This window comes from Limnohabitans sp. JirII-31, from assembly GCF_002778315.1.
GTDB lineage: Bacteria > Pseudomonadota > Gammaproteobacteria > Burkholderiales > Burkholderiaceae_C > Limnohabitans.
Genome location: NZ_NESA01000017.1, coordinates 12,887 through 25,333, shown reverse-complemented (window position 1 = coordinate 25,333; position 12,447 = coordinate 12,887). Strand labels below are relative to the sequence as shown.

The following is a 12,447-nucleotide window of genomic DNA, read 5'->3' as shown; positions in this document are numbered from 1 at the left end:
CCTTACTGAACATGAGCCGATAAGGCTTAGAAGTTCAGTGTGCGCTTATCCACGGCCAAGGCCGCTTCTTTGGTAGCTTCGCTCAACGATGGGTGGGCATGGCAAATGCGCGCGATGTCTTCAGCCGAGGCCTTGAATTCCATCGCCACCACAGCCTCAGCAATCAGCTCGCTGGCCATAGGGCCCACGATGTGAACGCCCAAGATTTCGTCGGTCTTGGCATCGGCCAAGAACTTGACCATGCCCGTGGTGTCGCCCAAAGCACGGGCACGACCGTTGGCCAAGAAGGGGAAGGTGCCCGCCTTGTAGGACACGCCGTCGGCCTTGAGTTGCTGCTCGGTGCGACCGACCCATGCGATCTCAGGGCTGGTGTAGATGACCCAGGGAATGGTGTTGAAGTTGACATGGCCGTGTTGACCGGCAATGCGTTCAGCCACAGCCACGCCCTCTTCTTCGGCCTTGTGGGCCAACATGGGGCCACGCACCACGTCACCCACCGCCCACACGCCGGGCAAGTTGGTTTTGCAGTCAGCGTCGACCACGATGGCACCACGCTCGTCCACTTGCAGGCCCACGGCTTCACCGTTCAAACCCGTGGTGTTGGGCACGCGACCGATGGAGACGATCAGTTTGTCGGCATCCAGCGTGACAGCTTCGCCTTTGGCGTTGGTGTAAGCCACCGACACGCCTTTTTTGCCATTCTTGATCTCACCGACTTTGACGCCGAGTTCAATCTTCAAGCCTTGCTTGTCGAAGGCTTTTTTGGCTTCTTTGGCGATTTGTTCGTCCACAGCGCCCAAGAAGGTCGGCAGACCTTCGAGGATGGTGACGTCAGCACCCAGACGGCGCCAGACCGACCCCATCTCCAAACCAATCACGCCTGAGCCAATCAGGGCCAATTTCTTGGGCACCGCACCGATGCGCAAAGCGCCGTCGTTGGACAGCACATTCACTTCGTCAAACGGCACACCAGGCAAAGCGCGTGCGCTCGAACCCGTGGCGATGATGATGTGTTTGCCGGTGATGGACTCTTCGGTTTTGCCGGCCACTTTGATCTCGTAGCCGCCTTCGGCCTTGGCCGCAAAGCTGCCACGACCGTGGAAGAACGTGACCTTGTTCTTTTTGAACAGGTACAAGATGCCGTCGTTGTTTTGCTTCACGACATTGTCCTTGCGGGCAATCATCTTGGTCACGTCCATCTTCACGCCAGTGGCGCTGATGCCGTGCTCTTCAAAGTGGTGGTTGGCATGGTCAAAGTGCTCGCTCGATTGGAGCAAAGCCTTGGAAGGAATGCAGCCCACGTTGGTGCATGTGCCGCCAGGGGCTGGACCACCGGCTGCGTTTTGCCACTCATCGATACAAGCCACTTGAAAGCCCAGCTGGGCGGCACGGATGGCGGCGATGTAGCCACCGGGGCCAGCGCCGATGACGACCACGTCAAATTGATTACTCATATGCGTCCTTTGATGTTTCAAACAACCCGCGGAACTGGCTTGGCCAGGCCGCTGGGTTGGCCCCCTCGAGGGGGGATTCGGCGACACGCAGTGCGCCGTAAACGGGGGTGGTTAGATGTCAAACAACAGACGTGCTGGGTCTTCCAGTGCTTCTTTCATGGCGACCAAGCCCAGCACGGCTTCGCGACCGTCGATGATGCGGTGGTCATAGGACATGGCGAAGTAGTTCATGGGGCGAACCACCACTTGGCCGTTTTCCACCATGGCGCGGTCTTTGGTCGCGTGCACGCCCAAAATGGCCGATTGGGGTGGGTTGATGATCGGGGTCGACATCATGGAGCCGAAGGTGCCACCGTTGCTGATGGAGAAGGTGCCGCCGGTCATCTCTTCCATGCCCAGCTTGCCGTCTTTGGCTTTGGCACCAAATTCAGCAATCTTTTTCTCGATGTCGGCAAAGCTCATTTGGTCGGCGTTGCGCAGGATAGGCACCACCAAACCACGGGGCGAACCCACGGCGATACCGATGTCAAAGTAGCCGTGGTAGACGATGTCGTTGCCATCGACCGAGGCGTTCAACACGGGGAATTTCTTCAAGGCATGCACCGCTGCCTTGACGAAGAAGCTCATGAAGCCCAACTTGACGCCGTGTTCTTTTTCGAAACGCTCTTGCATGCGCTTGCGCATCTCCATGACCGGGGCCATGTTGATTTCGTTGAAGGTGGTCAAGATGGCGTTGGTCGACTGCGACTGCAACAAACGCTCGGCCACGCGCGCACGCAAACGTGTCATGGGCACGCGCTGCTCAGGACGATCGCCCAAGTTCACGGCAGCAGGAGCAGCCACTTGTGGCAATGCCTTGGTGGGTGCGCCCGTCGGAATGGCGCTTGGAACAGCCACGGCGGCCAACACATCACCTTTGGTGACGCGGCCATCTTTGCCGGTGCCAGACACTGAGCCAGCAGCCAGGTTGTTGTCGGCCATCAGCTTGGCAGCAGCGGGCATGGCCACGCCGGCTTTGCTGGTGGATGCAGCAGCTGTAGCGGCCACAGGTGCCGCTGCAGTTGGGGCTGCGGCAGGTGCAGCGGCGGGCGCTACAGCAGCCACTTTGCCATCGGTGTCGATGCGGGCAATCAGCTGCTCAGCAGCCACGGTGCCGCCATCGGCCACCACGATTTCAGCCAACACACCTGCGGCAGGTGCGGGCACTTCGAGCACCACTTTGTCAGTTTCGATTTCGATCAGGATTTCGTCAGCAGCAACAGAGTCACCGACTTTCTTTTTCCACTGCAGCATGGTGGCTTCGGCCACGGACTCGGACAACTGCGGAACTTTGACTTCTACGATAGCCATATGAATTCTTTCTGGATTTGTTTCTTTATTCTGGAACGAGGTTTACTTGGTCAGCACGAAGCCTTTGAGCTTGCCAAACGCGCCTTCAACCAGCGCTTTTTGTTGCTCTTGATGCAGGTGTGAATAACCCACAGCAGGCGACGCCGAAGCGGCACGACCTGAGTAGCCCAGTTTTTGACCTGCGCTCATGTTCTCGTGGATGTAGTGCTGCACGAAGAACCAAGCACCTTGGTTTTGTGGCTCGTCTTGCGTCCACACCAACTCAGTGGCGTTGGGGTATTTCTTGAGTTCGGCCGCAAAGGCTTTGTGCGGGAAGGGGTAGAGCTGTTCCACGCGCAAAATCGCGACGTCGTCAGCACCCAACTCTTCGCGCTTTTTCACCAAGTCGTAGTAGACCTTGCCTGAGCAAGCCAACACGCGTTTGACCTTGTCGGCCTTGAGCGCTTTGTTCTCAGGAATCACGGTCTGGAAACTGCCTTTGGTGAACTCAGACACAGGCGATGTGGCGTCTTTGTTACGCAGCAGCGACTTCGGTGTGAAGATGATCAAAGGCTTGCGCAAGTCGCGCACCATTTGGCGACGCAACACGTGGAAGATCTGGCTGGCCGTGGTGGGCTGCACGATCTGCATGTTGGTGTCAGCCGCCAATTGCATGAAACGCTCCAAGCGTGCCGAGCTGTGTTCTGGGCCTTGGCCTTCGTAGCCGTGCGGCAGCATCAAGGTCAGGCCGTTGACGCGGCCCCACTTGACTTCGCCTGAGGCAATGAACTGGTCAATCACCACTTGCGCGCCGTTGGCGAAGTCGCCGAACTGGGCTTCCCAAATCACCATGGTGTTGGGGTCATTGGAAGCGTAGCCGTATTCAAAGCCCAGCACAGCTTCTTCAGACAAGATCGAATCGATCACCACAAACGGGGCTTGTTTGTCAGCCACGTTTTGCAAGGCCACATAGGTGCCTGTGTCCCACTTTTCACGCTTTTGGTCGTGAATCACGGCATGGCGGTGGGTGAAGGTACCACGGCCGCAGTCTTCGCCCGACAGACGCACCGGGTAGCCGCTGGCCACCAAGGAGGCGAACGCCATGTGCTCGCCCATACCCCAATCCACAGGAACTTCACCACGGCCCATCGCAGCGCGGTCGTCGTACACCTTTTTCACCAACTGGTGCGGGGTGACGGACTCAGGGATGTGTGTCACGCGCTCAGCCAAGCGTTTCCACTCGGCCATTGGGATGGCGGTGTCGCCCGCGTCGGTCCACTTCTTGCCCAAGAAAGGCGCCCAGTCCACGGTGAACTTGGTTTTGAAGTTGGTCAACACAGGGTCGGTGGTGTTCTTGCCAGCGTCCAAAGCGGCACGGTAAGTTTTGACCATCTCGTCGCCCAAACCGTCACCCAAACCTTGAGCCGCCAATTTGTCGGCAAACAGTTTGCGGGTGCCAGGGTGCGCTGTGATTTTTTTGTACATCAGCGGCTGCGTCAGCGCTGGGGTGTCTTGCTCGTTGTGGCCCAGCTTGCGGAAACACACGATGTCGACCACCACGTCCTTGCGGAAGGCCATGCGGTATTCCAGCGCCAGCTGCGTGGCCAACACCACGGTCTCAGGATCGTCGGAATTGACGTGCAAGACCGGTGCTTCGACCATCTTGACGATGTCGGTGCAGAACACGCTGGAGCGCATGTCACGGGGGTCTGATGTGGTGAAACCGATTTGGTTGTTGATGATGATGTGCACCGTGCCACCCGTGGAATAACCACGGGTTTGGGCCAATGCAAAAGTTTCTTGGTTGACACCTTGGCCGCCAAAAGCGGCATCGCCGTGGACCAACACAGGCAGCACTTGGCTACCCGTGGGGTCGTCACGACGGTCCATGCGTGCGCGCACAGAGCCTTCAACCACAGGGTTGACGATTTCCAGGTGTGAGGGGTTGAACGCCAGCGACAGGTGCACGGGACCACCCGCGGTGCTCACGTCAGAGCTGAAACCTTGGTGGTATTTCACGTCACCGGCAGGCAATTCTTCGGGTGCGGTGTGGTCGAACTCGGCAAACAGATCCGCAGGCAACTTGCCCATGGTGTTGACCAACACGTTCAAGCGGCCACGGTGGGCCATGCCGATCACCACTTCTTGCACGCCCTTGGCGCCAGCGAGTTGAATCAGTTCGTCCATCGAGGCAATGAAGCTCTCACCACCTTCGAGCGAGAAGCGCTTTTGACCAACGTACTTGGTGTGCAAGTAACGCTCCAGGCCTTCGGCAGCGGTCAGGCGGTCGAGGATGTGCTTTTTCTTGTCGGCATTGAAGTTGGGCTTGCTGCGGATGCTTTCCAACTTTTGTTGCCACCAACGCTTTTCACCTTGGTCGGTGGCGTACATGTACTCAGCACCCAAGGTGCCGCAATAGGTTTCGCGCAGTGCATTGAGCAGCTCGCGCAAGGACATGTTGTTCTTGCCAAAAAAGGTGTTGCTGGTGTCGAACACGGTTTCTTGGTCGGCATCGGTGAAGCCATAGAAAGAGGGATCGAGATCAGGAATGGCCGGACGCTCGGTGCGCTTCAAGGGGTCGAGGTCAGCCCAGCGTTGGCCGACGTTGCGGTAAGCGGCAATGAGTTGTTGCACAGCGGTGCGCTTGCGGCCCATTTCGGCGTCGGCACTGGCCATGACCACCTTGGTGCCGCCAGCTTTGGCGCGCTCAGCAAAGGCGTTGATGACGGGCAAGTGGGGCACGTCTTTGGCATGGGTGCCATCGACTGCGGGCACGTGCTGCAGTGCATCGAAGTATTCACGCCAAGAATCTGGGACGCTGCCGGGGTTGGCCAAGTAGTTCTCGTACATCTCTTCGACGTACGGAGCATTGCCCCCGAACAGATAGGTGTTGCCTGAATAGGCTTGGTAGACGTTTGTCTCGCTCATTGCGCTGACCTCCGTTCCCCTTCAGGGAACATTAGCTGGTTGAAAAAAACCTCCCGCGACACGGCTGAACCGATTGGCGGATGCGTTAGTGGCTGGAAGGGCCTGAAAACATCCAACATTGTGCCATCGATCCGCGACGTGCCCGCGATCTTTATTTGTATGGGATTCAGTCTGATGTCAGGCGATTTGATCCTGAATTTGCTTCAAGGCCGTTGGATCATCGATGGTGGTCAGGTCACCCGGATCACGCTTTTCACACACCGCCTGAATGGCGCGACGCAACAATTTGCCGCTGCGCGTTTTGGGCAAGGCCGTGACAAACAACACCCGCGATGGACGCGCCACCGCGCCGAGTTGCGAGTCCACCACCTTCATGACCTCGCCTTCAAGCTTCAAGCGCGCAGCAGGGTCGCCCAGGGCCGAGGCGTCTTTGGCAATGGCGAAAGCCATGGCCACCTGGCCTTTGAGCTGGTCGGCCACGCCCACCACCGCGACTTCGGCGATGTTGGGGTGGCTGGAAATGCTCTCTTCGATCTCACGGGTGCCTAGGCGGTGACCGGCCACGTTGATCACATCGTCGGTGCGACCCAAGATGAAGAAGTAACCATCTTCGTCCCGCACCGCCCAGTCGAAAGTGCTGTACACCAGTTTGTTGGGCACGGTGTTCCAGTAGGTGCTGACGAAACGCTTGTCGTCCCCCCATATGGTTTGCAGGTTGCCTGGGGGCAGCGGACCTTCGATGGTCAGCACGCCTTTTTGATTGGCACCGGTCAACTCCAGCCCTGTTTGGTCGTCCACCAGCTTGACGTTGTAGCCATAGACCGCTTTGCCAGGCGAGCCAAACTTGCTGGGGGCTTTTTCCACGCCATTGCAGATGGTCAGAATGGGCCAGCCAGTTTCGGTTTGCCAGTAGTTGTCAATGATGGGTTTGCCGCCCAAACCTTCGGAAATCCACTTGGCCGTGGGTTCATCCAGCGGCTCGCCTGCCAAGAACAGGGCTTGCAAGCTCGAGAGGTCGTACTTGGTGAGCAGCGCCGGGTCTTGCTTTTTGAGCACGCGAATGGCCGTGGGCGCACTGAACATGACGTTGACTTTGTACTTTTCAACCAGGCTCCACCAGATGCCCCCATCGGGACGGATGGGCAAGCCTTCGTACATGATGGTGGCCATGCCACCAATCAGTGGGCCGTAGATGATGTAGCTGTGGCCAACCACCCAACCAATGTCGCTGGTGCAAAAGAAAGTGCCACCGGGCTTGCCTTGGTAAATGTGGGGGATGCTGGCGGCCAGCGCCACGGTGTAGCCGCCCGTGTCACGTTGCACGCCTTTGGGCTTGCCCGTCGTGCCCGAGGTGTAGAGCGTGTAGCTGGGATGGGTGGACTCCACCCACTCGCAGGGCACCTGGGTGTCCATGTGCTTGGCGCGCTCGGTGGCGTAGTCCACATCGCGCCCAGCCACTGGGTTGAAGGCCGCAAGCTTGCGGTCGACCATGATGACGTGACTGGGCTTGTGCGCCGACAGCTTGATGGCCTCGTCCAACAAGGGCTTGTAAGGCACGCCTTTGCCGCCACGTGAACCGGCGTCGGCGCTGATGATGACTTTGGGCGACGCATCTTCAATGCGTGTGGCCAGCGAGTGCGAGGCAAAGCCCCCAAACACCACCGAGTGGATGGCACCAATACGGGCACAAGCCAACATGGCAAACGCCGCCTCAGCGATCATGGGCATGTAAATCAGCACCCGATCACCTTTGACGACGCCCAGGTCTTTCAAAATGGCTGCCATGCGCTGCACTTCGGCATGCAGGTCTCGGAAGGTATAAATTTTTTCTTGGTCGGTCTCGGTCGACACAAAGATCAGCGCAGGCTGGTCGGCGCGGTCTTTCAGATGACGGTCTACCGCGTTGTGGCACAGGTTGGTGGTGCCGCCGACAAACCATTTGGCAAAAGGCGGGTTGCTGTAGTCGCAGATTTGCTGAGGGGGTGTTTTCCAGTCGATGTGCTGGGCCTGTTCGGACCAAAACGCATCGCGGTCCTCGATGGAACGGCGGTGAAAGTCTGCGTACGCAACCATGCTCATGTCTCCTCTATGACGTCATACTGAATTCATAATTATGAGAAGACTGGACTTGCAGCAAGCTGACTTTGCGCCTGTCTGCCGCGCTGGATTATTTGATCAATGCTTGAATTTCTTTGAACGGATCGGCTTCAGCGGTGCGCAACCACTCAAACAGCACCATCTCGGTGGTCACCAGCTCAGCGCCAGCACCAGCCAGGCGGTCAAACGCGGCATCGCGGTTGCGTTCGGTGCGTGAGCCGCAGGCATCGGTCACCACCCACACCTCAAACTCTTCTTCCAACAACTCCAACGCCGTTTGCAGCAAACACACATGGGCCTCTACCCCCGCGATGACGATGCTTTGGCGGCTGGGGTCTTGTGGCACGGCTTTTTGCAAGTGCTTGGGCAAACTGCGGGCGTTGCCACCGGCAGCACGTGCAGCGGGCCGCAACACCTCCACCAAACCTTCGGCACAGGCGCTGAAACTCATCTTGGGCAAGGTGCGACGGCACAAGGCGCGCAAATCAGCAGGGTTTTGACCCAGTTTGTCTGGGTTTTGCTCAGTCCCCCAGGTAGGCACTTCCATCCAATGTGCAGCCTTGGCCAAACGCATCGCATTCGCCAACACCAAATCTCCTTCATAGATGGCAGGCATGAGTCGGGCTTGGTAGTCCACCAGCACGAGTTGAGAGTCTTGGTCATCGAGCAACATACGGGGTATTCGTTAGATTTAAAACAACTGCAAGTATCGACGATGTTGTTGCTCAGCACCTACCCAACGCCGACACAAAAGGATTAACCCTAATGAAATCAAATACTTAGCGATAAGTTCTGCGTCTTGCAAAAAACCTGAGCACGTTAGAATGATTCGATGATCAAACGCGCCCTCCTCGTCCTTTGCTGTGTTGCCAGCGCCCATGCGGCGCCCAGCAACAATGCGGCGGACGACATTGAGCGCTACCTGTCTGACCGTGGCGTGTTGGCCCAAATGGCCCAGTTGCGGGATACGGTGGGCGACAAAGCTTCTGAACTGGTGGTCAATGCCATGGGCTTTTTGGGTGTGCCCTACCGCCGTGGTGGAACAAACGCTGACACAGGATTTGATTGCAGCGGCTTTGTGCGTTCGATGTTCGAACAAAGCGTGGGCTTGGTGTTGCCCCGCCGCGCCCGTGATCAAGCGGCAGCGACTGAAAAAATCGACAAAAAAGACCTAGAACCCGGCGACCTGGTGTTCTTCAACACCATGCGCCAAAAGTTCAGCCACGTGGGCATCTATGTGGGGGACAACAAGTTCATTCACGCCCCCAAACCTGGCCAGCAAGTGCGGGTGGAAGACATGCGCCAAGCCTATTGGGAGCGCCGCTTCACCGGTGCGCGGCGTGTGGCAGGAGCTGAGAAAAACGACGCCTCCAACAACTGAGCCGTTGGCCTAGCCAGCAGCGCTGGTTTTTTTGAATACGCTGACACGCTTAAAAACGTTCGTCACTGGCCATGTAGCGCCAGGTTCCTGGCTCTAAATCGCCTAAGTTGACTCGCCCCAAACGCAGGCGTCGCAACGCCAAAATTTCAAGGCCCACCAACTCGCACAGGTACGACGCCAGTCCTAAGTGCGAGCCCTTCACCGCCAAGCGCAATTTGCTGCGCTCGGGCGATGAACTGCTCAGGCTGATCTTGGCCTGAGGCAAGCGAAGTCGCTCGTCTTTCAAAGCACGCTCGATGGGGCGCAGCATGTCGGGGGTCACCTCACCCGCAACATCCACCATCAACTCGTGCTCCATGGTGGCCATGTCTTCCATCAGTTTGCGTTGGATGCGCCAGTCTTGGGTGAACACCACCAAACCACTCGCGCCCTGCTCCAGCGGCACACTGAATTGCAAATCTCGCAAGTGGGGTTTGAGCAGGCGCACCCCACTGCGGTCTTGGGCGCTATGGTGCGCGGGGGTCAACACGCTGCGCAGATTCTTGGGGGCTGTTTTGTGACGCGTAGGTTTGTCTTCTTCACGGCCATCCAGCCAGTCGGCGGGTTTGTGAAGGATCAGGGTGACAGGCGTCAGGTTGAGCAAACTGGCTTCTGGGTCGATGCTGACCTGCTGGGTACTCACGCGGTGCTGCGGCTCTTGCACCACCACGCCATCCACCTTGACCCAACCGCCCTCGATGTATTGCTCGGCCTCGCGGCGTGAACAGGCACGCAGTTGCATGACGCGTTTGGACAGGCGTTCGCCGTCAGAAGATGTGGGATGCATGAAAGAGATGTTTTTAACCAAAGCACGCTGAAAGCGCAGGCCCCAATGGTAAGGTGTGCCCATGAAAACACAGATGGATCACTTGGTGGTGTTGGCCGCCAACTTGGAAATGGGCGTGCAATGGTGTGAGGCCACTTTGGGCATCACTCCCGGCCCTGGCGGCGAACACGACAAATACGGCACCCACAACCGCCTGTTCAAAATTGCCACCCCGGCTTATCCCACCGCGTATTTGGAAATCATCGCCATCAACCCGCACGCGGTGCGGCCCAAAAAAATGCAGCCGACGCGTTGGTTTGACATGGACGACGCCACCCTGCAAGCCGCCGTCAAAACCGAGCCCCGCTTGGTGCACTGGGTGGTCAACACCCCTGACATGCAAGCCGCACGCATGGCGCTGCGCATGCAAGGCATTGACCGTGGACCCGCCGTGTCGGCCAGCCGCCGCACGTCCAAAGGCGTGTTGAACTGGCAAATCAGCGTGCGTGCCGATGGTCAACGCCTGTTCGACGGCACCCTGCCGAGCCTGATTCAGTGGGGCAAGCCCGAAGCCACCGACCCGATGCGTTTGCACCCCCGCAACACCCTGCCGCGCTCAGGAGTGAGCCTGCAAAGTGTGGCCGTGACACACCCCAGCGCCGCCAAGCTGCAAGGCGCATACGAAGCCATCGGCTTAGAGGGCGTGACAGTGTCTGAAGGCGCGGCCAATCTGGTGGCCACGTTGCAAACCCCCAAAGGCTTGGTGCAATTGCAAAGCTTGGGGGCTTGAGAGCGCTGAGCGCATTCACCCCTCATCCGGCAAGGTGGCCAACAAGGCCATGCCCACAGCCATCACCCCAGCCGTGAGCCACAAAGCCCCACGAAACGTGCCCGTGCTTTGAGCCATCAAGCCAGCCACCACCGGGGCAATCATTTGCGCAGCGCCATAGCTCAGCGTGAGCCGTGCCATGGCTTTGCCGGGGTTGTGGGGTGAGCGTCGCCCCACCAGCGCCAGGGTCAGGCTGACGATGCCAATGAAGGTCGCACCGTATCCCACCGCCCCCGCCATGGCCGCTGCCAGCGAACCCGACAGGGCGGGCAACACCACCGACACGGTTTGTAAACCCAGGGCCAAGAGCAAAGCACGGGTGTCGCCGATGCGGCGTGCCACACGGTCCCACACAAACACCGCCGGCATGGCGGCCAAACCCACCAGGGCCCAGGCCCAAGGGCCTTGGCCCGCGAGCGCAGGTTCGCGCTCGACCATGGCCACGGTGAACGTGGCGCTGATGACAAAGCCCCAGCCCGCCGCAAAGTAGCTGCCCAGCATGGTCCACAGCCAACGGCGCGACACCGTGTTGGCACCCTCATCGGCCTGCGCAGCGGCAACCGCCGGTGGCACGGGCGGACGCCACATCCAGGCCGGTACAAAAAACACCACGCCCAACACCGCAAACGCCACCCATTGGCGCCACCATTCGGGCCACACCTGTGCCAAGCCCCAGGCTCCCAGCGCCGACACCACAATGCCTAAGCCAATGCCCATGAAGTGCAGCCCCAACTCGGGCCGATGGCCGTGGCGCATCAGCCACCCCAACACCAGGCCCGAACCCAGCAACATGCCGGTGGCACCACACAAACCACCGATGTAGCGCCACAGCGCCCAAGCGGGCATCCAAGTGGACAAGGCCATGGCCGCCGTGGTCAACAACGCCATCCACAAACCCATGCTGTAGAGGCGGTGACGCCAGCGCACATCGTCAATCCAGGCGGCGGCCAATGCGCCGCTCATATAGCCCGCGTAATTGATGGCGGCCAAAGCCCCGGCCCCGGCATCGGTCAAACCGGTTTGCGCCTGCAAACTGGGCAACAAGGGGGTGTAGGCAAAACGGGCCAAGCCAATGGTCAAAACCAAGCCACACACACCACCGGTGGTGACTTGCCAGGCTTTCAAAAGCCACCCTCCACCCAGACCTGGGCGCTGCTGCGGTTGAACTTGAACGACGCTTGCACACGCTTTTCAGCCAAGCACTCGCCCATCTCGTCATAGGCACTCAGCAGGGCGTAGGGGTGTTCGTCGTCGGGCACGATGTCAAAGCGCACCGTGAGGCGGCCCTGTGGGCTGTTCAAGTCCAGGCTCTGGTGCAAACTGGCGTGCAGTTGCTGCTCATGGCGACGCACAAACTCGTGCGCGGTTTTCACCAAGGTGAGGAAAGCGTTGTTGTCCAGTGGCTTGGGGTTCTTTTTGTCGCGCCCCATGGTCCAAGGGCCCACCAAGGCCGCTTCAGCTTCGCCGTCTTTGAACATGGCCACGGCCCAGCCGTCGTCATCGTCGTTGTTGATGACGCGGGCGGTCCAGCCCTCGCCTTGCCAGACGCGGGCTTCTTGGATGAAGGGGATGTCTTCGGTGATGGGGGTGTCTTGGGTCACAGTGATCTCGGGTGAATCAATGA

The 12,447-nt window shown here is 58.9% G+C and carries 10 protein-coding genes; 2 read left to right on the top strand and 8 right to left on the bottom strand.

Going from position 1 to position 12,447, the window contains the following annotated elements; all coding sequences use genetic code 11:
* Window positions 1–26: 26 nt before the first annotated feature.
* The 5 genes from lpdA to B9Z41_RS15860 form a co-directional block, all read right to left on the bottom strand.
* A complete protein-coding gene (gene lpdA / locus B9Z41_RS15880) occupies window positions 27–1,454 on the bottom strand; it encodes a dihydrolipoyl dehydrogenase (RefSeq protein WP_100148059.1) in 1,428 nt (475 codons plus the stop codon).
* 111 nt (window positions 1,455–1,565) lie between these two features.
* Complete coding sequence (gene odhB / locus B9Z41_RS15875; RefSeq protein ID WP_100148058.1) at window positions 1,566–2,804, bottom strand: 2-oxoglutarate dehydrogenase complex dihydrolipoyllysine-residue succinyltransferase; 1,239 nt, start codon at window positions 2,802–2,804, stop codon at window positions 1,566–1,568.
* A gap of 42 nt (window positions 2,805–2,846) precedes the next feature.
* Window positions 2,847–5,711 (bottom strand): 2-oxoglutarate dehydrogenase E1 component, encoded by a 2,865-nt coding sequence (locus B9Z41_RS15870; protein WP_100148057.1) that lies wholly within the window; start codon window positions 5,709–5,711, stop codon window positions 2,847–2,849.
* A 177-nt stretch (window positions 5,712–5,888) separates the two neighbouring features.
* Window positions 5,889–7,784, bottom strand: a complete 1,896-nt coding sequence (locus B9Z41_RS15865; RefSeq protein ID WP_100148087.1) for a propionate--CoA ligase — start codon at window positions 7,782–7,784, stop codon at window positions 5,889–5,891.
* 94 nt (window positions 7,785–7,878) lie between these two features.
* A complete protein-coding gene (locus B9Z41_RS15860; protein ID WP_100148056.1) occupies window positions 7,879–8,481 on the bottom strand; it encodes an isochorismatase family protein in 603 nt (200 codons plus the stop codon).
* A 159-nt stretch (window positions 8,482–8,640) separates the two neighbouring features.
* On the opposite strand from B9Z41_RS15860, the gene B9Z41_RS15855 reads away from it, so the two are divergent.
* Window positions 8,641–9,189 (top strand): C40 family peptidase, encoded by a 549-nt coding sequence (locus tag B9Z41_RS15855; RefSeq protein WP_100148055.1) that lies wholly within the window; start codon window positions 8,641–8,643, stop codon window positions 9,187–9,189.
* Between the two features lie 49 nt (window positions 9,190–9,238).
* Here the strand turns inward: B9Z41_RS15855 and B9Z41_RS15850 are convergent, their stop codons facing one another.
* Window positions 9,239–10,015, bottom strand: a complete 777-nt coding sequence (locus tag B9Z41_RS15850; RefSeq protein WP_100148086.1) for an RNA pseudouridine synthase — start codon at window positions 10,013–10,015, stop codon at window positions 9,239–9,241.
* A 61-nt stretch (window positions 10,016–10,076) separates the two neighbouring features.
* Between B9Z41_RS15850 and B9Z41_RS15845 the strand changes: the two genes are divergently transcribed.
* Window positions 10,077–10,784, top strand: coding sequence for a VOC family protein (locus B9Z41_RS15845; protein ID WP_100148054.1), 708 nt, complete (start codon window positions 10,077–10,079; stop codon window positions 10,782–10,784).
* 15 nt (window positions 10,785–10,799) lie between these two features.
* On the opposite strand, the gene B9Z41_RS15840 is transcribed toward B9Z41_RS15845, so the two are convergent.
* Together B9Z41_RS15840 and B9Z41_RS15835 are read right to left on the bottom strand one after the other, a co-directional pair.
* Window positions 10,800–11,948, bottom strand: a complete 1,149-nt coding sequence (locus B9Z41_RS15840) for a YbfB/YjiJ family MFS transporter (protein WP_233202742.1) — start codon at window positions 11,946–11,948, stop codon at window positions 10,800–10,802.
* Window positions 11,945–12,424: a hypothetical protein gene (locus B9Z41_RS15835; protein WP_233202741.1), complete on the bottom strand. Its 480-nt coding sequence runs from the start codon at window positions 12,422–12,424 to the stop codon at window positions 11,945–11,947. The genes B9Z41_RS15840 and B9Z41_RS15835 overlap by 4 nt, the downstream gene beginning before the upstream one ends.
* Window positions 12,425–12,447: the final 23 nt, after the last annotated feature.

What these genes read in the sequence shown, in the direction of transcription:
- lpdA (WP_100148059.1), bottom strand. Translation starts at nt 1,454, where the DNA reads ATGAGTAATCAATTTGACGTGGTCGTCATCGGCGCTGGCCCCGGTGGC.
- odhB (WP_100148058.1), bottom strand. Translation starts at nt 2,804, where the DNA reads ATGGCTATCGTAGAAGTCAAAGTTCCGCAGTTGTCCGAGTCCGTGGCC.
- B9Z41_RS15870 (WP_100148057.1), bottom strand. Translation starts at nt 5,711, where the DNA reads ATGAGCGAGACAAACGTCTACCAAGCCTATTCAGGCAACACCTATCTG.
- B9Z41_RS15865 (WP_100148087.1), bottom strand. Translation starts at nt 7,784, where the DNA reads ATGGTTGCGTACGCAGACTTTCACCGCCGTTCCATCGAGGACCGCGAT.
- B9Z41_RS15860 (WP_100148056.1), bottom strand. Translation starts at nt 8,481, where the DNA reads ATGTTGCTCGATGACCAAGACTCTCAACTCGTGCTGGTGGACTACCAA.
- B9Z41_RS15855 (WP_100148055.1), top strand. Translation starts at nt 8,641, where the DNA reads ATGATCAAACGCGCCCTCCTCGTCCTTTGCTGTGTTGCCAGCGCCCAT.
- B9Z41_RS15850 (WP_100148086.1), bottom strand. Translation starts at nt 10,015, where the DNA reads ATGCATCCCACATCTTCTGACGGCGAACGCCTGTCCAAACGCGTCATG.
- B9Z41_RS15845 (WP_100148054.1), top strand. Translation starts at nt 10,077, where the DNA reads ATGAAAACACAGATGGATCACTTGGTGGTGTTGGCCGCCAACTTGGAA.